The organism is Pseudothioclava nitratireducens (assembly GCF_029210495.1).
Classification (GTDB): domain Bacteria; phylum Pseudomonadota; class Alphaproteobacteria; order Rhodobacterales; family Rhodobacteraceae; genus Pseudothioclava; species Pseudothioclava nitratireducens.
Genome location: NZ_JARGDK010000009.1, coordinates 1 through 21,801, shown reverse-complemented (window position 1 = coordinate 21,801; position 21,801 = coordinate 1). Strand labels below are relative to the sequence as shown.

General features: G+C 65.0%; 16 protein-coding genes and 1 tRNA gene. 8 read left to right on the top strand and 9 right to left on the bottom strand.

The features are described 5' to 3' along the window. On the top strand, window positions 1–1,605 hold the full coding sequence (locus tag P0X85_RS11170; RefSeq protein WP_275812985.1) for a hypothetical protein: 1,605 nt from the start codon (window positions 1–3) through the stop codon (window positions 1,603–1,605). A gap of 22 nt (window positions 1,606–1,627) precedes the next feature. Here P0X85_RS11170 and P0X85_RS11165 read toward each other — a convergent pair whose 3' ends face one another. The 6 genes from P0X85_RS11165 to P0X85_RS11140 form a co-directional block, all read right to left on the bottom strand. Continuing rightward, complete coding sequence (locus tag P0X85_RS11165; RefSeq protein ID WP_275812982.1) at window positions 1,628–1,843, bottom strand: formate dehydrogenase subunit delta; 216 nt, start codon at window positions 1,841–1,843, stop codon at window positions 1,628–1,630. Continuing rightward, complete coding sequence (gene fdhD / locus P0X85_RS11160; protein ID WP_420851827.1) at window positions 1,833–2,663, bottom strand: formate dehydrogenase accessory sulfurtransferase FdhD; 831 nt, start codon at window positions 2,661–2,663, stop codon at window positions 1,833–1,835. The genes P0X85_RS11165 and fdhD overlap by 11 nt, the downstream gene beginning before the upstream one ends. After that, the gene (fdhF, locus tag P0X85_RS11155; protein WP_275812979.1) at window positions 2,660–5,536 is read right to left on the bottom strand and encodes a formate dehydrogenase subunit alpha; all 2,877 of its coding nucleotides are present in this window, start codon (window positions 5,534–5,536) and stop codon (window positions 2,660–2,662) included. The genes fdhD and fdhF overlap by 4 nt, the downstream gene beginning before the upstream one ends. Beyond that, a complete protein-coding gene (locus P0X85_RS11150; RefSeq protein ID WP_275812976.1) occupies window positions 5,533–7,047 on the bottom strand; it encodes a formate dehydrogenase beta subunit in 1,515 nt (504 codons plus the stop codon). Before P0X85_RS11150 ends, fdhF begins: the two co-directional genes overlap by 4 nt. After that, window positions 7,044–7,508 (bottom strand): formate dehydrogenase subunit gamma, encoded by a 465-nt coding sequence (locus tag P0X85_RS11145; protein WP_275813304.1) that lies wholly within the window; start codon window positions 7,506–7,508, stop codon window positions 7,044–7,046. Before P0X85_RS11145 ends, P0X85_RS11150 begins: the two co-directional genes overlap by 4 nt. Window positions 7,509–7,607: 99 nt before the next feature. Beyond that, the gene (locus P0X85_RS11140) at window positions 7,608–8,501 is read right to left on the bottom strand and encodes a LysR family transcriptional regulator (RefSeq protein ID WP_275812972.1); all 894 of its coding nucleotides are present in this window, start codon (window positions 8,499–8,501) and stop codon (window positions 7,608–7,610) included. A gap of 161 nt (window positions 8,502–8,662) precedes the next feature. On the opposite strand from P0X85_RS11140, the gene P0X85_RS11135 reads away from it, so the two are divergent. The 4 genes from P0X85_RS11135 (at window position 8,663) to P0X85_RS11120 (ending at window position 14,933) form a co-directional block, all read left to right on the top strand. Then, window positions 8,663–10,009, top strand: coding sequence for an efflux RND transporter periplasmic adaptor subunit (locus tag P0X85_RS11135; RefSeq protein WP_275812970.1), 1,347 nt, complete (start codon window positions 8,663–8,665; stop codon window positions 10,007–10,009). Next, entirely contained in the window at window positions 10,006–13,125 is a 3,120-nt protein-coding gene (locus tag P0X85_RS11130) for an efflux RND transporter permease subunit (protein WP_275812968.1), read from the top strand. Before P0X85_RS11135 ends, P0X85_RS11130 begins: the two co-directional genes overlap by 4 nt. Window positions 13,126–13,258: 133 nt before the next feature. Continuing rightward, window positions 13,259–14,038, top strand: coding sequence for a hypothetical protein (locus P0X85_RS11125; RefSeq protein WP_275812966.1), 780 nt, complete (start codon window positions 13,259–13,261; stop codon window positions 14,036–14,038). Next, window positions 14,028–14,933, top strand: a complete 906-nt coding sequence (locus P0X85_RS11120; protein WP_275812964.1) for a lysylphosphatidylglycerol synthase domain-containing protein — start codon at window positions 14,028–14,030, stop codon at window positions 14,931–14,933. The genes P0X85_RS11125 and P0X85_RS11120 overlap by 11 nt, the downstream gene beginning before the upstream one ends. Here the strand turns inward: P0X85_RS11120 and P0X85_RS11115 are convergent. Both P0X85_RS11115 and P0X85_RS11110 read right to left on the bottom strand, forming a co-directional pair. After that, window positions 14,917–15,981 carry a glycosyltransferase family 2 protein gene (locus P0X85_RS11115; RefSeq protein ID WP_275812961.1) on the bottom strand — a complete coding sequence of 355 codons (1,065 nt, stop codon included), beginning with the start codon at window positions 15,979–15,981 and terminating at the stop codon, window positions 14,917–14,919. The genes P0X85_RS11120 and P0X85_RS11115 overlap by 17 nt on opposite strands. Before the next feature lie 3 nt (window positions 15,982–15,984). After that, window positions 15,985–17,541, bottom strand: coding sequence for a hypothetical protein (locus tag P0X85_RS11110; protein ID WP_275812958.1), 1,557 nt, complete (start codon window positions 17,539–17,541; stop codon window positions 15,985–15,987). Between the two features lie 162 nt (window positions 17,542–17,703). Here P0X85_RS11110 and P0X85_RS11105 point away from each other — a divergent pair, with 162 nt between their 5' ends. The 3 genes from P0X85_RS11105 (at window position 17,704) to P0X85_RS11095 (ending at window position 20,972) form a co-directional block, all read left to right on the top strand. Further along, window positions 17,704–19,617, top strand: a complete 1,914-nt coding sequence (locus P0X85_RS11105) for an elongation factor G (RefSeq protein ID WP_275812954.1) — start codon at window positions 17,704–17,706, stop codon at window positions 19,615–19,617. 241 nt (window positions 19,618–19,858) lie between these two features. Continuing rightward, window positions 19,859–19,948, top strand: a tRNA-Ser gene (locus P0X85_RS11100). Window positions 19,949–20,315: 367 nt separating this feature from the next. Continuing rightward, complete coding sequence (locus P0X85_RS11095) at window positions 20,316–20,972, top strand: SGNH/GDSL hydrolase family protein (RefSeq protein ID WP_275812951.1); 657 nt, start codon at window positions 20,316–20,318, stop codon at window positions 20,970–20,972. Here the strand turns inward: P0X85_RS11095 and P0X85_RS11090 are convergent. Beyond that, the coding region (locus P0X85_RS11090; protein WP_338030530.1) for an AAA family ATPase at window positions 20,947–21,801 on the bottom strand (855 nt) is incomplete at its 5' end. The two genes, P0X85_RS11095 and P0X85_RS11090, sit on opposite strands and share 26 nt — an antisense overlap.

The following is a 21,801-nucleotide window of genomic DNA, read 5'->3' as shown; positions in this document are numbered from 1 at the left end:
ATGGCACTCAGGCTGACCGACCTTCAGAGCCGTGTGAACGGCAAGCGCCGCCGCAACGGACTGGGTGCCCAGGCACCCCGGCACCCCATAGCAGCACCCGCCAACACCCCCGCCCCGGCAGCGCTTGCGCGGCGGCGTGGCGCGGCCATGAGTCTGCGCAAAGGGCGCGCGATGTCGGGTGATCTCGGCTCGGAGATCGCACAAAAGCTGATCGCACGCGGGGTTCCAGCCGATCAGGCGCAGGCTCTGATCGAGCAGATCAACGCGGCCCAAACCGCCGAGAGCCAAAGCCTCGGGCGCGCGCTTTCGGCGCCACAAGTCACGATGCCAACCGCAACCGAGGCTTCGGAAATCGCGGCGGGTGCCTTCATCAATGCGCTCAGCCTGACGCCGATGGGCCTGTGGATCAACGGGCTCTTTATGTTGTGCGACGAGCTGGACGTGGCAATCTCGATCGGGGTTGGCTACCTCGTCGGGTTTGGTGCGGGTGGCGGATCGGCGGTAGGCATCGTCTTCGCACCAGGGCGCCGCGTCGGCTATTTCTCGAGCTTTGGCACGGTGATGGGCTGGGTCGCCTCCGCCTCGGCTTCGGTCACAGTGTCCATCGTCCGGGGCGGGTTGGCCGCCTTCAACGGGCGCTCGGTCACCTTGGGCGTGACTGCCGGCGTCGAAAACCCCGCCGAGCCGATCAGCCCCGGCGGCGGCTTCCATGAGATATTCTCGACCTCGGGCGAGTTCATCGGCATCACCGGCGAGATTTCCCTCTCTGCGGGGCTGTCTCCAATCGAGGTCTTCCGCGGCGAATGGGAAACCCGCTCGCGCACGGTTCAGGCGCGCAGCCTGCACCGGGCCGGGCTCGCAGCGCCCGCCTATCTGGGGCGTGCGCAAACCGCCACCACGCTGCAACTCGATACGCGCTACCGCGCCTTCATCCCCTCGCCCGCGATCATGGTCGAGTTGCCGGGGATCGGCACGGACCTGCGCGCCTTCTCGGGGGATGGGCGCAGCTTCTCGCACGGCTCGGGCACGTCACGCGCGCAGATTGACGCGCGGGTGCAGTTGCGCGGCGGCGGCGTGAATGCGCGTGTCGTCAGTTCAACCGCCCGCTGGGGCGAGAGCAAGCGCTACCCGATGGAGGACGTGCTCGAAGTGCCCGGTAAACCAAGCTGGTGGCGTGACACGGTCGAGAACCCACGCGTGCTGGAGCGCGCAACCCTGCCGCGCACGCCCGACAATCTGGGCGTAGAGGCCGGCGGGTTTGGCACGCAGGACGCGGTCTATGGCGTGATTTCGGACGACTCGATGTTCACCTATCACGTCGATGGCGGGTTGCCGCTCTTGCCCTCGGTGACGCCCAATATCAACGCACGGCTGCGCCTCTTGCTGCGCGCCAATGGCGGACAGGTCGAGGCGCGGCTGCATGGCAATCACGACGGGTTCCCGGCGCATGAATTCTATGTCGAAGGGGTGCGTATCTATGGCTACGACCCGGTCGCGGCTGGCAATTCGCCGCTGGCGCTCAACGGTTTGGGCGATGGCGATATCGCGGTCGACACGAATTGGGTCTCGATCGGACCGCGCGCCAACTTCATGCGCGCCGCCTGAGGGATGGCATTCGCGCCCCGGTTCAGGCCGGGGCGTGTAGCTGCGCCGAGGCCTCGATCACCAGAGGATCAAGCCCCTCGCCGCCCGCCGCGATATGGGCCAACAGCGCCGCGCGCATCCGCGGTTCCCAGAAGTCATTGATATGGTTCGCCACCCCCGGCACCCGCGCCGCCTCGGGCTGCGAAGCGAAGAACTTCGCGATCTGGTTGGCCATTCGCACCATCTTGTCAGGCGACATCGTTCTCTCCCGTTTCGATCCGCGCGGGATGGGTAAAGACCTCGAGCCCACCGCCACGCGCGCATCCTACCAAAGTCAGGCCCGCCGCCTCGGCAAGCCGCACCGCGTAGCCGGTGGGCACCGAGACCGCAGCCAGCACGGGCACCCCCGCGACCACCGTCTTTTGCACCAGCTCCATCGACAGCCGAGAGGTCATCACCACCGCGCCACCCGCCGGGTCAATCCCTGCGCGCCGCAAGGCCCCGATCAGCTTGTCGAGCGCATTGTGCCGCCCGACATCCTCACGCGCGAGGCGGATCGTGCCGTCTGGGGCCACGAACCCCGCGGCGTGAACGCCCAGCGTCCGGTCGTGGATCGGCTGATGGGCGCGCAGCGCCTCGGCTGCCCCCAGAAGCGCCGTCGGCGTCATCGTCCAGCCCGGTGCCGGGAGATGCGGCAAAGGCCGCGTGGCCTGATCCAGACTGTCGATTCCGCACAACCCGCAGCCAACCGGCCCGGCCATCGCACGCCGACGCGCGGCCAGCGCCTCGGCACGCTCGGCATCGAGCCAGAGCCGCGCCTCGATCCCTTGCGCGTGATCCGCGATTTCCAAGCGCTCGATCTGGGCGGGATCCGTGATGAACCCTTCGCTCAAGGCAAAACCCAGCGCGAAATCTTCGAGATCGGCGGGGCTCGCCATCATCACCGCCTGCGTTGTGCCGTTGCAGACAACCGCCACCGGCACCTCTTCGGGCAGGGCCCGCGCCACATGCCGCCCCTGCCCGCGCCGCAGCGCGAGCCCTGTGACCTCGGCCACAGTCGGATGCGGCATCTCGCTCATTCCGCGGCCTCGATCCGGCGCGCAAGCGCCGCTTGGGCGGCGTAGTCTTCCTGCCATTCGCTCGGCCCGTTCGACGCGCTCACCTGCACCGCCGTCACCTTGTATTCCGGGCAGTTCGTCGCCCAGTCGGAATAGTCGGTGGTGACCACGTTGGCCTGCGTGTCGGGGTGGTGGAAGGTCGTGTAGACCACGCCGGGGCTGACCCGGTCGGTGATCTGCGCGCGCAGCGTCGTCTCGCCCGCGCGCGACGCCAGCCGGACCCAGTCGCCGTCATGCAGACCGCGGTTCTCGGCGTCATGCGGGTGGATTTCCAGCACGTCTTCGTCATGCCACGCCGTGTTCTCCGTGCGCCGTGTCTGCGCGCCCACGTTATACTGCGAAAGGATGCGCCCGGTCGTCAGAAGCAGCGGGAAGCGCGGGCCGGTGCGCTCGTCGGTGGCGACATATTCGGTGACGATGAACCGCCCCTTGCCGCGCACGAACCCGTCCACATGCATCAGCGGCGTGCCGTCCGGAGCCGCGTCGTTGCAGGGCCATTGGACCGAGCCTTTCTCCTCCAGCAAATCATAGGTCACGCGGGCAAAGCTCGGCGTGGTGGCCGCGATCTCGGCCATGATCTCGGACGGATGCCCATAGGACCAGTTCGCCCCCATCGCATTGGCAAGCGCCTGCGTCACTTCCCAGTCCGCCATTCCGTTGAGCGGCGTCATCACACGACGCACGCGGTTGATCCGGCGCTCGGCATTGGTGAAGGTCCCGTCTTTCTCGAGGAAGGTCGAACCCGGCAGGAACACATGGGCGTAGTTGGCAGTCTCGTTGAGGAAGAGGTCATGCACGACGACGCAATCCATCGCCGCCAGACCTGCCGCGACATGTTTCGTGTCGGGGTCCGATTGCAGGATATCCTCCCCCTGAATGTAGATGCCCTTGAACGTCCCCTCGACCGCCGCGTCGAGCATGTTGGGAATCCGCAGGCCCGGCTCAGGGTCGATGCTGACGCCCCAGGCCGCCTCGAAGATCGCGCGCACATCGGCGTTCTTCACATGGCGATAGCCCGGAAGCTCATGCGGGAAGGACCCCATGTCGCAGGACCCCTGCACGTTGTTCTGGCCGCGCAGCGGGTTCACGCCCACGCCCTTGCGCCCGATATTGCCGGTCAGCATGGCGAGGTTGGCGATGCCCATCACGGTGGTCGAGCCCTGACTGTGCTCGGTCACGCCCAGACCGTAATAGATCGCACCGTTGCCGCCGGTCGCAAAAAGCCGGGCCGCCGCGCGCAGTTCCGCCGCCGGAACCCCGGTCAGCGCCTCGGTCGCCTCCGGCGCGTGACGCGGATCGCGGATGAACTCGACATAGTGTTGATAGTCGTCCCAGTCGCAGCGCTCGCGGATGAAGGCCTCGTCCGCGAGTCCCTCGGTCACGATCACATGGGCGAGCGCGCTGACCACGGCCACGTTGGTGCCGGGACGGAGCGCAAGATGATGCGAGGCCGCAACATGGGCCGACTTCACAAGGTCGATCCGGCGCGGGTCGATCACGATGAGCTTGGCGCCCGCGCGCAGCCGCTTCTTCAACCGGCTCCCAAAGACCGGGTGTCCGTCGGTCGGGTTGGCCCCGATCACGATCACCACGTCGGTGTGCTCGACGCTGTCGAAATCCTGCGTGCCCGCAGACGTGCCGAAGGTCTGGCCCAGACCGTAGCCGGTGGGCGAGTGGCAAACCCGCGCGCAGGTATCGGTGTTGTTGTTGCCGAAAACCGCGCGGGTCAGTTTCTGCACGAGGAAGGTTTCCTCGTTGGTGCAGCGCGACGAGGTGATCACGCCGATCGAACGCGGCCCGTGCTTCTCTTGCGCCGCGCGCAGACGCCCAGCGGCGAAACTCAACGCCTCCTCCCACGACACTTCGCGCCACGGGTCCTCGATCCGCTCGCGGATCATCGGCTTGAGGATACGATCCGGGTGGGTCGCGTAACCATAGGCAAACCGGCCTTTGACACAGGAATGACCCCGGTTCGCTTCGCCGCCCTTGTGGGGGACCATGCGGACGAGTTGGTCGCCATTGATCTCGGCGCGGAACGAACAGCCGACGCCGCAATAGGCACAGGTGGTCACGACCGAGCGCGTGGGCGTGCCAAGGTCGATCACGGATTTCTCCTGAAGCGTCGCCGTCGGGCAGGCCTGCACGCAGGCACCACAGCTCACGCAGTCGGACGACAGGAAATCCTGCCCCGCCATGCCCGCAGACACGCGGCTGTCAAAGCCTCGCCCCTGAATGGTGAGCGCGAAGGTCCCCTGCACCTCTTCGCAGGCCCGCACGCAGCGCGAGCAGACGATGCATTTCGACGGATCATATGTGAAATAGGGGTTGCTCTCGTCCTTGGGGATATAGCGCGCATTGGGCGCCTCGCCCGAGCGGGTCTCGAAATGGGTCGCTTGCGGCTCGTAGCGCACATCGCGCAGGCCGACCGCGCCTGCCATGTCCTGCAACTCGCAATCGCCATTGGCCGCGCAGGTCAGACAGTCGAGCGGGTGGTCGGAGATATACAGCTCCATCACGCCCCGGCGCAGGCGCCGCAGCTTGTCGTTTTGCGTATGCACCACCATACCCGGAGCCACCGGGGTCGTGCATGAGGCGGGCGTGCCGCGCCGCCCCTCGATTTCGACCACGCACAAACGGCAGGAGCCGAACGCCTCGACGCTGTCGGTGGCGCAGAGTTTCGGCACCTGGATGCCAGCTTCCGAGGCGGCGCGCATGACGCTCGTGCCTTCGGGAACGGTGACCGCGATCCCGTCGATGGTCAGCGTAACGGGTGCGCCCGTTTTAGCGGGCGTGCCCTTGTCGCGCATCTCCCAGGGGATAATGAAGTCCTTCATTCCGCCGCCTCCCGTTGCTGACCGAATTCTTCGGGGAAATGATCCAGCGCCGAAAGCACCGGATAAGGGGTGAAGCCGCCCAGCGCGCAGAGCGAGCCATCGCGCATCACCTCGCACAGATCGCGCAGAATCGGCACGGCGCTCGCATCGCCCGCGCCGATCCGGTCGATCACCTCGACGCCGCGCACCGCGCCGATCCGGCAGGGCGTGCATTTGCCACAGCTCTCGACCGCGCAGAACTCCATCGCGAACCGCGCCATCGCGCGCATGTCGGCGCTCTCGTCAAAGACCACGATGCCCGCATGACCGATCAGCGCGCCCTCGCGGTCGAACTCTTCGTAACCGAAGGGCGTGTCGAACTGGCCGGGCGTAAGATAGGCGCCCAAGGGGCCGCCGACCTGCACCGCCTTGACCGGGCGTCCCGACGCGGTGCCGCCCGCGATCTCTTCAACAAGCCGACCAAGCGGCATGCCAAAGGCGGTCTCGAAAAGCCCGCCGAAACGCACATTGCCCGCAATCTGGATCGGCATCGTGCCCAGTGACCGGCCCAACCCGAAGCCCGCGTAATGGCCCGCGCCCTTCTCGAAGATCACCGGGATCGTGGCGAGGGACAGCACGTTGTTGACCACGGTCGGACGGCCAAACAGGCCCTCGATGGCAGGGAGCGGGGGCTTGGCGCGCACCACCGCGCGCTTGCCCTCGATCGAGTTCAGAAGCGAGGTCTCCTCGCCGCAGACATAGGCCCCCGCGCCGACGCGCACCTCGAGATCGAACTGCCGGCCCGAGCCCATCACATCGCCCAGAATGCCCGCGCCCTCCGCCCGCGCGATGGCCGCGCGCAGCACGGCAATGGCGTCCGGGTATTCCGAACGCAGGTAGACGAAGCCCTTGGTCGCACCGACCGCCAGCCCCGCAATCACCATCCCCTCAATAAGCGCCATCGGGTCGCCCTCGATCAGCATCCGGTCGGCGAAGGTGCCGCTGTCGCCCTCATCGGCGTTGCACACGATATATTTGCGCGCGCCCTCGGCCTGACGGACCGTGTCCCATTTGATCCCGGTCGGGAAACCCGCGCCGCCACGACCGCGCAAACCGGACGCCTTGACCTCTTCGACGATAGCCTCAGGCGTCATCTCAAGCGCCCGGCGCAGACCCGAGAGTCCGCCCTCGGCCTCGTAGGCCGCCAGATCGAGCGGGTCGATACGCCCGACACGGGCGAAGGTCAGCCGCGTTTGCGCCGCGAAGAAGGGAATATCCTCGACCGGACCAAGATCGGGGGCCGAGCCGTCGAAGAGCCCCGACACCCCGTCCGCAGTCATCGGGCCATAGCCAATACGGATGCCTTCGCGCTCGATCTCGACCAGCGGCTCAAGCCAGATCATCCCGCGTGAGCCGGTGCGGACCAGCGTAATCTCCTGACCGCGCGCCTCTGCCTCGGTGCGGATCGCGGCGGCGACCTCTTCGGCGCCCAGCGCTTTGGCCGCGCTGTCCTGGGAAAGATAAATCTTCATTGGTCCAACTCCGCGATCATGCGTTTGAGCCCTGCCGCGTCGATGCGCCCGACCGGACGCTCGTCGATCATCGCCGCCGGACCGCACGCGCAAAGACCCAGACAGTAAACCGGCTCGACCGTCACTGCGCCGCTTGCGGTGGTGCCATGCCATGCCACGCCCAGATCTGCGAGCACCGCATCGGCCAGCGCAGCACCACCCACTGCCTGACAAGCCTCGGCCCGACAGATCTTCACGATGTGCCGTCCAGCGGGTGCGCTGCGGAAATCATGGTAGAAACTCATCACGCCATGCACCTCGGCGGCGGAGATGTTCAGCGCATCCGCGATCATCGGAATCGCCTGCTCAGGCACATGGTCCAGCTCGGCCTGAATCGCCTGAAGGATCGGCAACAGCGGCCCCTCCAGATGAAGCTGGCCCGTGATCAGACGCGTCAGCGTCTCGAGCATATCCTGCGGCATGTCCTTGGGCATGTGGTCCTCCCGGTTATCGCCCCGTCACTGCCCGTGCATCATAGCAATTTCAATATTGCATTTCCGTCAGGCAATAGGAAATCACTATCACTTGCGATTGCCCGCACCCAATCCCTGCGCCGTCCTGACAAGCGCCTGCACCACAGGCGTGTAAGGCTCCTGATGCAGCGCGATCAGCCCGACGCTGGGACCCGCTCCGCTGCCCTCGATCGGGACCATGCGCAAATCCTGTCCTTGCACCAGAAAGCCCGCCAGATCCTCGGGCAGCACGGTCACGAAATCGCCTTCGAGCACCTGTCGCGCCAGCACGATGGTTGAGTTAGACTCGATCAGCGCCTTCGGCACAGTCCCCGCCTCCATGAAATAGCGATTGATGATCCGGCGGTTCTGCATGTCCGGCGTCAGCAGCGCGAGTCGCTGCGCGGCCACATCGGCCCAGCGCACTCGGTCATGCTGGGCGAAAGGGTGGTCCTTGTGACAGACCAGCGCATAATGCTCATGGTAGATCGGGCGCGCAGTGACACGCCCCAGAGGTTCGTTATCCAGATACGTGATCCCCAGATCGGCATCGAGATTCTCGATCATGCCGAGGATTTCGACCGACGAGCGCGAGAGGATCGTAAAGCTCACATTCGGATGGGTCTTGGCAAAACGCGCCGTCAGCCGCGCTGCCCAAGTGAGCGCCGTCGGGATCACCGCAAGCCGTACATGACCCGCAAGTCCGGCATGGCGCGCGCGCATCTCCTCGCGCAGGCGCCGCGTGTCACCGACAATCTTGCGCGCCCATTCCAGCGCGCGTTGTCCTTCGGGAGTCAGCCCGCCAAACCGCGCGCCACGCTCGACCAGTTTCACCCCAAGCTGCGCTTCAAGCTGGCGTATCCCGGTGGACAGCGTGGGCTGGGTGATCCCCAGACTTTCAGCCGCACGGCCAAAATGACGTGTTTTGGCGAGAGCGAGAAACATCTCGAGCTTGGAGATCATAGGATTTTCCTATCAGATTTAGCCAAAGCGATATTCCGGCAAAATTCCCGAATGCAAAGCACAAATCGCCACTCAAGAGATTTCCCTTGATCGAAATCATGGCCCCCACAATGATGCGAGGAAAATATATCAAAATATGAATACGACTCCGGGAGGACCAAATGGCTTCACTCAAGACGGCGGCACTGCGTGGGCTCGCCTTTGCCATTCCAGTTATGCTCGGAGCCGGAAGCATTGTGCTCTCCGATAGTCTCGCAGGCGCGCCCGGATCGAAGACCACCACGCGCCCCCCGACCCCGGTGCGCGTCATCACACTTGCCGAGCAAGACCTGATCCCGCGTGTCACCGGCTACGGCACGGTCGCGCCGGCGCGTGATTGGCGTGCCGTTGCGCGGGTTGAGGGCGAGGTCATCGAGACCGCCGAAGCGCTCGCACCCGGTCAGGTTTACCCGGCAGGGACGCTCCTGCTGCGTCTGGATGACAGCGATCTGAAGCTCGACCTCGCGCAAATCGACGCGCAACTTGCCTCGCTCGATGTCAAGGAAGCGACGATCCGCGCCTCGCTGGAGATCGCGCGCGCCGATCTTGAACTGGCCCAAGCCGATCTGGCGCGGCAAGAGCGGCTCACCCAGCAGGGCGTCGCCACCGCCGCAAGCCTTGAGGCCACCCGTCGGCAGGAACTCTCGGCGCGCGCCAAGGCGGTCGAGGCCGAGAACCAGCTGGCTCTGACCGGGGCCGAACGAAATGTCCTGCGCACCGCGCGCTCCGCGCTGGAGCGTGATCTGGGCTTTGTGGAAATCCGCGCGCCCTACGATCTGCGCATCACCGAAACCAATGCCGAGATCGGGCAATACATGGCGCGTGGTCAGACGCTCTTGTCTGGCGAGGGCACCGAGGCCGTCGAGATTGCCGCGCAGTTTCCGATCGGGCGCATCGGCCCGCTCTTACGCACGATCGAGGGCGGCGGGACGGTTTTGGACCTGAACGCGCGTGTCTCGCTCCCGGCGGCCGATCACGATGTGACCTGGAAAGCAGAGGTCGTCCGTCAGGGCGAAGCCATCGACGCCCGCACGCAGTCGAGCGCCATCGTCGTGCGTGCAGAAGACCCGCTCAGCCAAGCCGCGGCAGGTTCGCGACCGCCGCTGCGCCGGAACATGTTCGTCGAGGTGACGCTCGGCGCGCCGAAAACCCGCGCGCTGATCGTGCCGCGCGCTGCCGTGGCCGAAGGCAGCGCCCTCGTGGTGGGTGCCGACAACACGCTGGAGAAACGTCCGGTCAGTATCGGCTTCACGATGGGCGATCTGGCGGTAGTGACCTCGGGTCTGGCTGCGGGCGACAAGCTTGTCGTGACCGATCCGACGATTGCGGTGCCGGGCATGGATGTGAAGCCGATGGAAGATGCGGCAACGCTGGCGCAATTGGTGGCCGAAGCGACGGGTCAGCCCGCCGCCGCAGGCGCGGGAACCGGAGGCGGCGGCGGTGGCAAGAAGAAGGACAGCGCACAATGATCCGCCTGTTCTCCGGTCACGCGACCGCCGCGAACATCCTGATGATTGCGCTGATCCTGCTGGGGGTCGTGGCCCTGCCGATGCTTCAGCGCGACACCTTCCCGCTGGTGCCCCCGACCGAGGTCGAAATCCGCGTGGCCTATCCGGGCGCTGCCCCCGCCGAGGTTGAGCGCGGCATCTGTCAGGTGGCTGAGGACCCGCTGCGCAGTGTCGACAACCTCGTCGAACTGACATGCCTGTCGCGCGACAATATGGCGATCATCACCGCCGAGATGCGTGAAGGCGCGGACATGACCCGCTTTCACAATGACACGAAAGCCGCCATCGAGGGCATCTCGCGTTTCCCGGACAAGGTCGAAGACCCGGTGACGCGCATCGTCGAGCGGGTGGCCTCGGTCGCGTCGGTCGCCGTGACCGGCCCTGAAGACCGCACCGTGCTGCTCGCCTATGCCGACGATCTGGCCGAACGCCTGCGCGCAGACCCCGCGATCACGCAGGTCGAGATTTCGGGCTTTTCCGACCGCGAAATCACGGTCGAAATCGACCGGGTCGCGTTGGAGCGCTTCGGGCTGGAGATCTCGGACGTGGCGGCGCTGATCGGGCGCGACAGCCTCGACATGCCCGCAGGCACCGTCGAGGGGAACGCGGGCGATGCCGCACTGCGCTTTCTGGGCGAGAAACGCAGCCCGGCCGAACTCGCGCGTATCCCCCTTGCCGGCACCGCCGAGGGCGGCACCGTTCTGCTGAGCGATGTGGCGACGATCCGCCCCGCCTTTAGCGATCCCGCGCAAAAGGCGCTCTTCAACAACCGCCCCGCCGCGATCCTTGCCGTCAGCAAGACCGCGACACAGGACGCGCTGCGCGTCAAGGCCGCGCTCGACCGCCAGATCGAGCGTGCACAGGCCAACGCACCCGCAGGCATCACGCTTGCGATCTCGCAGGATTCGACCTCGAACATCCGCGACCGGCTGCGCATCATCGCCGAGAACGGCGCGCAGGGCTTGCTGCTCGTGCTTGTGGTGATTTGGCTGTTCTTCGGCTTCCGGCTGAGCTTCTGGGTCGCGCTCGGGCTGCCGGTCTCGTTCCTCGGCGCGATCTTTGCGATGCAGCTTTTGGGCTATACGATCAACATGATGACCATGGTTGCGCTCTTGGTGGCGACGGGTCTGTTGATGGATGACAGTATCGTCATCTCCGAGAACATCGTGCGCCGCCGCCAGAATGGAGAGTCGCCCGCCGTTGCCGCGATCAACGGCGTGAAGCAGGTGGCGCCGGGGGTCATCGCCTCCTTCCTGACCACCGCGATGATCGTCGGCCCGCTCGGCTTCCTGACCGGGGCCGTGGGCGGCGTGTTGAAATACATCCCGATCGTTCTCGTGCTGACGCTGCTTGTCAGCTTGGCCGAGGCCTTTCTGATCCTGCCCTCGCACATGCGCCACTCGCTGCGTCATGATCTGCGGCCCGGTCGGGTCTCGCGGGCCGTAAATGGCGCCTTTGACCGGCTGCGCGACCGGGTGATCGTGCCGTTTGCAGGCAAGGCGCTGCGTGCGCGGTATCTCACGCTTGGGGTGGCGCTTGGGCTCGTGCTGTTCTCGGTCGCGCCTTACACGGGCGGCTTCATCAAGTATCAGTCCTTCCCCAGCCTCGAAAGCGACACGGTCGAGGCGCGGCTTCTCCTGTCGCAGGGCTCGCCGCTGGCCCGCACCGAGGCACGCGTCGCCAAGGTGACAGCCGCGCTTGAGCAGATGAACGACGAACTGAGCCCCGACCAGCCTGACGGCCAGTCCCTCGTGCAGAGCTACACGATCACCTATTCGTCGAATGCCGACACGCCCGAGATCGGACCGCATATGGCGACGATCAGCGCGAAACTCTTGCCCGCAGGCGTGCGCACGACCGAGGTCACCGAAATCCTCGACCGCTGGAAGAAGCTGACCGGCCCCCTGCCCGACATGGCGGCGCTGCGCTTCACCGATAAGGAACGCGGCGCGGGCGGCAAGCCCATCGACATTCGGCTGCAAGGGCCGGATCTGGATGCCCTCTTCGCCACGGCCAAAGAGATGCGCAAGTTCTTCCGAGAGTTCGAAGGTGTGCGCGACGTGACCTACGACCTGCAGCCCGGCAAGCCAGAGTTCATCGTCACGCCCCGCCCTGCGGCAGCCAATGCACTTGGTGTGAGTGCGCAATCCATCGCCGCCGAATTGCGCGCGGCCTTCCGGGGCGACACCGCGCTTGAATTCCAGGACCGGCTGGGTGGCGTCGATGTGGTCGTGGGTCTTTCCCCCGACTCTCGTGCGGGCCTCGCGGATATCCTCGATCTGCCGATCAGCGCGAATTCCGGCGCGCAGGTGCCGCTGTCGGCCGTGGCCGATGTGACGCTTGCACGCGGTTACGCCACGATCAACCGGGTGAACGGGCAGCGCGCCGTCAGCGTGCAGGGCTCGATCAATCCCGATGTGGCGAACGCGCGCGAATTGATGGTCGCGCTCAAGACCGAGTATCTGCCGGGTCTCTCCGAGAAACGCCCCGACGTGCACGTCTCGATCCTTGGCGAGGCCGAGGACACCGCCGAAACCGGCTCGTCGCTTCTGCGCAACATGGTGATCGGGCTGATCGGGGTCTATCTGATCCTCGCCTTCCAGTTCCGTAGCTTCATGCTGCCGGTGGTGGTGCTGGTCGCGATCCCGCTTTCGGTGATCGGGGTGGTTTGGGGGCACATGGCGCTTGGGCTGCAAATCTCGCTGCCGAGCCTCGTCGGGTTGGCCACGCTGATGGGGGTGGTCGTGAACAACTCGATCCTGCTGGTGGCCTTCATCGAGGAACGGTTCGAGGAGGGCGCCGATCTGCTTGAAAGCGCGCAGGCCGCCGTAGCCGACCGGTTCCGGGCTATCTTCCTGACCTCGCTGACGACGGTTGCGGGGCTTGGGCCGCTGCTTCTGGAGCAAAGCACGCAGGCGCAATTCTTGCGCCCGATCGTGGCGAGCCTGGCGTTCGGGCTCAGCGCGTCGACGCTGCTTGCGCTGTTCGTGACGCCGGCGATGGTTCTCGTGCTCAACGATCTGGGCCTCTATCGGCACGAACGCACCGAGGAGGCGCCCGGCACCGCGCCCGCCTGACGCCCCTATCGGTGGCCCTACCGCCACGGTCACGCCTTTTGGCGCGTCCGGCCCACCGGTGAACTGTTCCGTCACGCGCCTCGCCTCGTTATGGTCCGGGCAAAGAGCATCAGAGGCAGGCAGAACACAGGCCATGGGCGTTTCACAGGAACCGCAAAGCGAGCAGACCGGCAGGCCACTGCTTTATGTGCTCTCGGCCGGGCGCACCGGCACCGTGTTCATGGAAAAGCTGATCCGGCGCTACTTCCCACAGATCGACGCGACGCATGAGCCATCGCCCTCGCGCTACCTGCTGATGCTGGGAAATCTGCGTAACGATACCGGGCTGCTCAAGGGCGCGACGCGGGCCTTTGCGCGCCGTCATCAGGCGGCACAACACGACCGCGCCCGCCCGCATATCGAGCTGAACCCCTTCCTCTGTCCGGTGACCGACCTGTTGCCGCATACGACCCGCCCGCTGCACATCGTTCATATGGTGCGCGATCCGGGCGAATGGGCGCAGTCGATGACCACGTTCAAGGCGTCGAGCAAATACCGCCACATCATCGACTTCGTCCCCTTCGCCAAGCCCTTCCCGTCCCCGCGCCCGCCGGGCTGGCGGGGGCTTAGCCCCTTCGAGAAAAGCCTGCATCGCTGGAACTGGTGCAACGCCCGGATCGAGGCGCTGGCGCCGCAGGCGGAGCGCTACGCGGTGGTGCGTGCGGAGGATGTCTTTAGTCCCGATGCGGACCGCCGCGCGGCAGCTTTGACGGCGATCTTCGACACGCTGGGCCTTGAGGCCCCGTCCGAGATCGACCCGGCGATCTTCGGGCAAAAGGTGAATCCCGCGCCCTCCGGTCACGATCTGCGCGACGCCCAAGCCGTGCGGACGATCTGCGGCCCGCTTGCGCGGCGCTACGGTTATGACCTCTGAGGCCCGGCGATATCTCAAGGCGGGTGCGATCAGCGCACTGCTTCTGGGGATCGTGCTTTGGGTGGCGGACCTGCCCGCGATTGATCTGAGCGCGCTCCGCCCCGCCTATCTGATCCCGACGCTCCTTGCCTATGGCGCGGTTCTTGTGCTGCGTGGGGCCGCCCTGAGGGCCATGGCCCCTGCCCCCGCGCACGATCTGCCGCTTGGGCGCTGGATCACGCTCGCCGCACGGCACCAGCTTGTGTTCATCCTCGCGCCGTCCGGATCGGGCGATCTGGCCTTTCCGCTTCTCGCCGGGCGAATGACGGGGCTCACGACCAGCGCGGCCACCCGGCTCATCGCCGAGGCGCGGGTGCGCGATATGCTTGTGGTTCTGGGGCTAGGGGCTGCGGGGCTTGTCGGTGCGGGGCTCGCGCCCCCTTTCGTTCTGCTGGGCACGGCGCTCGCCGCCGCTGCACTTTATCGCGCAGACCTGAGCGTCACCCTGATCGCCGCGCTCCTGCGCAAACTGCGCCGGGCACCACCGCCCCCACCCGCAACCGGGCCCGCAATTCGCACCCGCGTCTTGCCGGTTCTACTGCCGATCCTGCTCTGGCTCTTCGCCTCGGGCGGGATCATGGCGGGCTTCCGCGCCGCGGGCCATCCGCTGAGCCTTTCGGAGGCATGGGTCATGCTGGCAGGGCTGAATATCGCGGGCGCGCTTGCGCTCTCGGTCGCGGGGCTGGGCGTGGCCGAAGCGGGCGCCGCAGGCGTGCTGACCCTCCTTGGCCTGCCCCTTGCAGAAGCCACCGGGATCGCGCTGATCGCGCGCCCGATCCTGCTTTTGTCGAACGCGGCGGCCTCGGCCCTGATCGAGGGGATCGCTCGGATAGGCGACCTTAGCGCTGACGCTTGACCGGCTCGGCAGCGGCGCTTTCGTCGGTGCTGCCCTCGATCTGCGGAGGAGCCTTGCGCGCGCGCAGAACCCGGACCCGTTGGATCTGCGGATAGAGCGCAGGCCGCTGCGAGGCGGTCACGTCATAGCCAAGGAAGTTGAGCAAAAGCTGCACGCCGATCAGCACCGGGAAGGCGCTGAGCATGACCGTCCCCGCCGTCGCCGGGATGCCGGTGCGCGCGCTCTCGATCCAGTGGGCGATGCCGAATAGACCACCCCCCATCAAAAGCACGACCCCCGCCAGAAGGCTCAGGCTCGCCGTGCTGAAATCGCGCAGGAAGTAGTTGTAGATCACCCGCTTGCCGAGGTTGCGCAAATGCAGGCCGGGGAATTTCAAGAGCGCATCCATCTCGCTCAGGTTGCTCTTTTCGTCGCCGTAAACGGCTTCCATCGGAACATCGCAGACCGCGGCCCGCACCGTGCCCAGCCGGAACAGCATGTCGCTTTCAAAGAAGTAGCGCTTGTGCAGCTTGTCGAGCGGCAGGATGGCCGCGACCTCGGCATGGATCGCGGTGAAGCCGTTGGTCGGATCGAAGAGATGCCACAGCCCCGAGGACAGCTTGCTCAGGAAAGACAACCCGGCGTTCCCGATCAGCCGCATCTTGGGCATTTTCTGCACGCTCTGGATGTCGAAGAAGCGGTTGCCTTTCACATAATCCGCCTCTCCGCGCAGGATTGGTTCGATCAGCGCAGGGATCAGACGCGGGTCCATCTGCCCGTCGCTGTCGAGCTTGACGATGATCTGCGCGCCGCCCTCGATTGCCGCGCGGTAGCCGGTGACCGTGGCCGCGCCCACGCCGCCATTCACCGCATGGGTGAGCACCTGCACGCGGCGATCGTCTTGGGACAGCGCGTCCAGCACCTCGGCGAGATTGTCGTCGCTGGCATCGTTCACGCAGTAGATCCGGGTGATCTCGGCGGGCACCTCGGCAATGACGGCGCGGATGGTGCGCGCGGCGCGGTAGCAGGGGATCACGACGGCAGTGGTCGAAAGCGAAGAGATTTGCATGGCTCAGCGATCCTTGTTCAAGGCGAAGGCACGGATGCCCGGCGCGCAGGACGGAATTTCAGTGTAACCGCTCCAGATCCGGTCGAAGGCGGGATCTTCGCGGTAGAAGGCGACGAAATCCATCTCGAGCGGACCAATGGCGTGGCGGTCGGGACGGGCATCGACGAGGACCACGGCGGGGGCTTGCCCCATGTCACGCCCCATCGCGGCATGTTCGGTCGCTTCGGCCAGTTCAAGCTGGCGCGATTCATCCGGGGTGAGCGCAGCGCTCGCGCGCAGCCGCGCGATGGCGGGCAGGAACAGGCGGCTATTGGTCTCGGCCACCCAGCGCCGCTCGCTGTAATTGGCGGTCGGGAAGCCCGGATCGGGATGGGTCGAGATAGCCATGAACCCCTCGCCCGGCGCGGCGTGTGCCTGCACCAGATCGACGAGACATTGCGTGCGCTGGCCATAGGCCCCCGCCATGGAGCGATCCGTCAGCGTCGGGCGCGCCTGCGCCGCAACAAAGGCGAGCCCAAGGCCGAGCGCAATACCCGCGCCCAGCCGCGCAGCGCGGGGACTATCGGTCAACACCGTCAGCATCAGCGCGATGAGCGCGAAGGTCAGCGCCGGGTAGAAATGATAGGAATAGCCTTTGGACTGCGCGAGTGCCGCGATGAAAAAGCCAAGCCCCGCCATCGCCATCACGCTTGCCAGCGCGGGCCAGCGCCCGCCCGCCGCGCCCAGAAGCGCGACCAAGACGATACCGATGACAACGATCTTGCCCTGAAGCACGGCGAGGATCGGGTAGCTGAAGCCCCAATAGAGCGCCGAAATGAGCGGCAGCACCTCGGTCAGCCACGGGCGCGCAAAAAGCCAGACCGCGCCGATATAGGCCAGCCCGGTAATCAGCAGCGTCGCCGTCTCGATGCGCAACGCCGGACGCAGGCTGCGCGCCTTGAGCGCCTGACAGAGCCACACCAGCGCGGGCACGGCGAGGAAATGCGGTTTGAACGCGATACCGATCCCGGCGGCAATTCCGGCCAGCGCCGCGCCCCAAGGTCCAACGTCCTCACCCTCAATCCGACGCGCCGCGACCAGCAGCCATGGCAGGCAAAGCAGCACCGCCAGATGCTCACGCTGCGCGAAATCGCGATGCACGCCCAGCGTGACGAGCAATGCCAGCATCAGAAGGAAGCCAGCGCGCGCGACATGCCCCATGCGCGGCGCGAGCGCGCGTTCAACCAGCGCAAGAACCCCGGCGGCGATCAGCAGAACAACGACGCGCAGCGTGGTCTCGGGGCTTACGCCAATGAGTTCCGCGAGCCCCGCCACCAGCGCCGAAATCCACCAGATCAGCGGCGGGTTGGCCGCGACGATATCCTGCCCGAACGTGCCCCCGTGCAGCAAGCGCTCAGAGGAATTGAGCACCCAGGCCACGTCATGGTTGAGGAAGGTCAGCCCTTGAACCGCACCGCCGATCAGCAAGACGACCAGCGCGGGCAACAGGGTCCAAAGCCCCGAAATCCCGCGCGCGCCCTGCGCCCTCCCGGCCATCGCTTCGTTGCCAAAACCGATCATTGTCTCTGCCCAAACACCCGTTTGTTCACTTATGGAGGACAAAAATGTCAGGAATGAGCCGATGCTTGGACGCCATTTGGACGCACGCGGAGATTGACTTCGCTCAAGGTCCGGGCCGCGTAATCCGCTAGACTTCACGCACCATTGCGAAGGAGAACTGCCATGCGTGTCTTCACCGTCCTCGGCCCGTCCCATTCCGGCAAAACCACTCTCGTCGAGGCGCTTGCCGCGCTGGAGGGCAGCCCCGGCAAGACACTGACCGTGGCGAACACCGCCTCGGTGCGGACCTTCGGCTTCATGGGCGAGGATTGGGCAGCCATCGACATTGCAGGCGGGTCGGAAAACCTCGGCCCGGTGGGTCCGGCGCTTGCGGCCTCTGATATCGCCGTGATCTGCGTGCCTGCGGATGCGGATGCGGCCGTCCTCTCGGCCCCCTATCTGCGAATGGTAGAAGAGGCGGGCGTGCCCTGTATCCTTTTCATCAACCGCATCGACAGCCCGCAAAGCCGCATCTCCGAGGTGGTCTCGGCGCTGCAAACCTATTCACGCCACCATATCGTGCTGCGCGAAGTGCCGATCCGCGACGGTGACAAGATCACCGGCTTCGTCGATCTGGTCTCGGAGCGCGCGTGGAAATTCGAGGACGGCAAACATTCGGTGCTGATCGAGATGCCCGACAGCGTGAAGGACCGCGAGGAAGAGGCGCGCGCGGACCTCCTTGAGAGCTATGCCGATTTCGACGACACGCTGATGGAAGAGCTGATCGAGGACAAGCAACCGATGGTCGAGGAGATCTACGAGATCGCCTCGAAGACAGTTCAGCACCATGACCTCGTGGCCTGTTTCATGGGGTCCGCCAGCGCGCGCCATGGCATCACGCGGCTGATGAAATCACTGCGTCACGATGCGCCTTCGGTCGAGGTGGCGCGGGCGCGGCTGGAAGACGAAACGCGGGCGGTCGGGGCGCTGGCGGATGTCATCAAGCATCTGGGTAAGGTCGTGGTTCTGCGCGCAATGGACGGAGCGGTTACCAGTGGCACCACATTGGCGGGTGGCAATCTTGGCGCGATCACCGATCTCGACGCCAAGAGTCCCCTTGGAACGCTCGCTGCCGGGCAGATCGGTCTGGCCGTGAAATCCGATCAGCTTGCGGCCGGGCGCGCCTGCGGCGACGACACGTCCGCCCCGCTGCCCGGCTGGGCGCAGGTGCATGCCTCCTCCTATCGGCGCATCGTTACGCCCGAACATGAAAAAGACGACAGCCGCCTGCTGACCGCACTGGAGCGTCTGTCAGAGATCGATCCGGGCCTGCGTGTCTCGCAGGATGAAAAGACCGGGAACCCGGTGCTCGCCACGCAAGGCCCGCTCCATCTGCGCCGTATCCTTGCGAAGATCGTGGACGAGTTCGGCGTTGCAGTCACCGAAGCCCCGGTTCCGCCCGCGCTGCGCGAAACGATCCGGCGCGGCGCGGAAATCCACCATCGCCATCGCAAGCAGACCGGGGGTGCCGGGCAATTCGCAGATGTCGTCGTGGAGCTTCGCCCCGAGGCCCGAGGCGCGGGGTTTACTTTCACCGAGAGCGTGAAAGGCGGCGCGGTTCCGCGCAACTATATCCCCTCGGTCGAGGCAGGCGCGCGCGAGGCACTGGCGGAAGGACCGAACGGTTTTCCGGTGGTCGATGTCTCGGTGGAGCTGAAAGACGGCAAGACGCATTCGGTCGACAGTTCCGACTATGCCTTCCGAACGGCAGGCAAGAACGCGATCCGCGAGGCGCTGACCGAAGTCGGCACGCAGCTTCTTCAGCCGATCATGAAGATAGACATCCATGTGCCATCGGTATTCTCTGGCGCTCTGGTGCCGCTCGTGTCAGGCCTCAAGGGACAGGTGCTTGGCTTCGAGGCCCATCCGAGTGCGGCTGGTTGGGATGTCTTCCAACTCTTGCTGCCGATGGCGGCCGAGGATGAGCTCTTCGCAGCTTTGGCCGGCGCGACGCGTGGGACGGCATGGTTCACGAGCGCCTTCGATCACTATCAGGAAGCCCGCAAAGAAGACCTCGCTGATCTGATCGCCAGCTAAGACCCCGCGCAGCACCACACCCGGACCGTCGCGCTTCACAGGCGCGGCGGCAGGTGCTTGGCAGCGCCGGGGCGGACACCATCGCGGCCTGACGATTCGAACCAACGCCACCCGATCCGAGCAAAGCGCCATCTCCGTCTGGCGAGGCGGAAACGCCGCAAAACCAACGGGCAGAACCACTTATTCACGGTGCGCAGAAAAGCGCTTGTTTGTCTGGCACTTGGTGAATATACGGGTCGGCGGAGACGTGGCCGAGTGGTCGAAGGCGCTCCCCTGCTAAGGGAGTAGGCGGGAAACCGTCTCGAGGGTTCGAATCCCTTCGTCTCCGCCACCAACCCATTGAAATATATGTATTATACGACGTTTTGCGAGAGCGATGCCATTTCCGCAAGGGAGACGGTTCATCCCCAAAACGTAAGACTGCGCCTGAAAACGAAGATGTCCGTCATCTGTTCTGAACGGAATCTTTGTTTCAACGTGCCTGTTGTCTTTGTGCGAGGCTATTGATCGGCATGCACAATCTATCAACGGAAGCGCGGCTTTCTGGCGAGGTCACAGTCGCAACAGCTCCGACGCCTTGGAATCTCACAACAAATCCATCACGTTTTTCCAGTTTGACCAACGATCAAGAGAGAAATTAAACCTTTCTAGATGAAGCCAAAGGAGACTACCCAAAAGCACGCACTCTCGAGGTCAGAATGATCCGTGTAATTTTAGCAATGCTAACTCTGTTGATCTGTGGCTGTGGCGTGACTGCCCCCAACGACGCAAATGTCCTCGTGATGGGAGACTCCTTGCTCGCGGTAAACCGCCTCTCAGGTAAAGATGTGGGAAGCGCGCTCGAGCAAAAGCTTGGAACTCCGGTCATCAATCGTTCCATCGTTGGGGCAGGATACTACCTGCCTATCTCCGTGCCAGCCCAGTTTCGAGATAACGGCTACGATTGGGTGGTGCTGAATGGTGGCGGCAACGATATCTTGTTTGGCTGCGGATGTAACGGTTGCGGCCCGATGATTGATCGTCTTTTCTCATCGGACGGACGAAGCGGCGCGATTCCTGCGACGGTAGCGAGAATACGCGCTACCGGTGCTCGGGTGGTTTATGTTGGGTATCTGCGATCCAATGGCTTTGATAGCCCAGTAGAGCATTGCGGCCCGACAGGCGACGAGATGGACCGCCGCGCGGAACGTATGGCTGCACTTGATCCTAATGTAATATTTATTTCACTGGCCGATCTCGTTCCCTCCGGAGAGGAAAGCTACATGAGCAAGGATCGGATGCATCCATCCCCGATTGGCAGCGATGCGATCGCAGAACGGATCAAGACGGTCATGATGCAAACACCCAAGAACTGATCGGATTGCCGATATGCTGGCGCCGGATCAGCTCGATGGGCCGACCCGGCTGCGCTGTCGCCCATCCTTTCTGGCTTCCTGCCACCGCAAACCCTGCGGGCTCATTCCCGGCATCGATGAGTTCCAAGGGCGCACCGATCAAGGCCGCCAGACTCCGCGCCCAGTAGCTCTTGCCAACGCCCGGCGGACCGCTCAGCAGCATAGGAGGCAGACGCACGGTCGCAGCCCCCGAGCGCAGGTTCGCGCGCAGGGCATCCCAAACAAAGCTCGTCGCCCTGTCCATCCACGGCATCTCGGCATGCAGCGCCGCCGCGATCTCATCGGCGCGGTGTTCGCGCTCAAGCTGAACAAGCCGCACCCCGCCCCGCAGACTCGAAAGCCGCTTGCGTTCGGTCTGGCCGAGATGGCCCATGCCGGACGCCCGCTCTCGGATATCCAGGAGCCTGTGCGCACGTCGACGCATTCTGGCTGTTTGCTTCTGGTTCGGGCAGATCAGATCCATGATCTCGGCCCATTCCCCTCCCTTCTCGAGTTCATAGAACTGCTGTTCACTGATCCCAAGAGACTTGCGCCGAAACCTCTCAAACGCCTCCAGAAGTCTGTTTTCGATCTCTGTCGCCGAGGCGCACGGAAAGAACCGCACATCGGCGATCTGGAATTTTGCGGGCATGAATGGCTCCTTCAGAATTGTCGGCACACGCCGACAGAGCGCCCTATCGAACGGATGTTCGTCAGGCGATGTGAGATAAGGAAGGTAGCGTCCACGGACGTGGTGTAAATTCAGCGCCGTCTTCGGTGTAATCTCAGGTGGCCATCGAGGTGTATGGTC

Excerpts from the sequence above, each read along its gene's own strand:
- P0X85_RS11170 (WP_275812985.1), top strand. The coding sequence starts at position 1 with ATGGCACTCAGGCTGACCGACCTTCAGAGCCGTGTGAACGGCAAGCGC.
- P0X85_RS11165 (WP_275812982.1), bottom strand. The coding sequence starts at position 1,843 with ATGTCGCCTGACAAGATGGTGCGAATGGCCAACCAGATCGCGAAGTTC.
- fdhD (WP_420851827.1), bottom strand. The coding sequence starts at position 2,663 with ATGAGCGAGATGCCGCATCCGACTGTGGCCGAGGTCACAGGGCTCGCG.
- fdhF (WP_275812979.1), bottom strand. The coding sequence starts at position 5,536 with ATGAAGGACTTCATTATCCCCTGGGAGATGCGCGACAAGGGCACGCCC.
- P0X85_RS11150 (WP_275812976.1), bottom strand. The coding sequence starts at position 7,047 with ATGAAGATTTATCTTTCCCAGGACAGCGCGGCCAAAGCGCTGGGCGCC.
- P0X85_RS11145 (WP_275813304.1), bottom strand. The coding sequence starts at position 7,508 with ATGCCGCAGGATATGCTCGAGACGCTGACGCGTCTGATCACGGGCCAG.
- P0X85_RS11140 (WP_275812972.1), bottom strand. The coding sequence starts at position 8,501 with ATGATCTCCAAGCTCGAGATGTTTCTCGCTCTCGCCAAAACACGTCAT.
- P0X85_RS11135 (WP_275812970.1), top strand. The coding sequence starts at position 8,663 with ATGGCTTCACTCAAGACGGCGGCACTGCGTGGGCTCGCCTTTGCCATT.
- P0X85_RS11130 (WP_275812968.1), top strand. The coding sequence starts at position 10,006 with ATGATCCGCCTGTTCTCCGGTCACGCGACCGCCGCGAACATCCTGATG.
- P0X85_RS11125 (WP_275812966.1), top strand. The coding sequence starts at position 13,259 with ATGGGCGTTTCACAGGAACCGCAAAGCGAGCAGACCGGCAGGCCACTG.
- P0X85_RS11120 (WP_275812964.1), top strand. The coding sequence starts at position 14,028 with ATGACCTCTGAGGCCCGGCGATATCTCAAGGCGGGTGCGATCAGCGCA.
- P0X85_RS11115 (WP_275812961.1), bottom strand. The coding sequence starts at position 15,981 with ATGCAAATCTCTTCGCTTTCGACCACTGCCGTCGTGATCCCCTGCTAC.
- P0X85_RS11110 (WP_275812958.1), bottom strand. The coding sequence starts at position 17,541 with ATGATCGGTTTTGGCAACGAAGCGATGGCCGGGAGGGCGCAGGGCGCG.
- P0X85_RS11105 (WP_275812954.1), top strand. The coding sequence starts at position 17,704 with ATGCGTGTCTTCACCGTCCTCGGCCCGTCCCATTCCGGCAAAACCACT.
- P0X85_RS11095 (WP_275812951.1), top strand. The coding sequence starts at position 20,316 with ATGATCCGTGTAATTTTAGCAATGCTAACTCTGTTGATCTGTGGCTGT.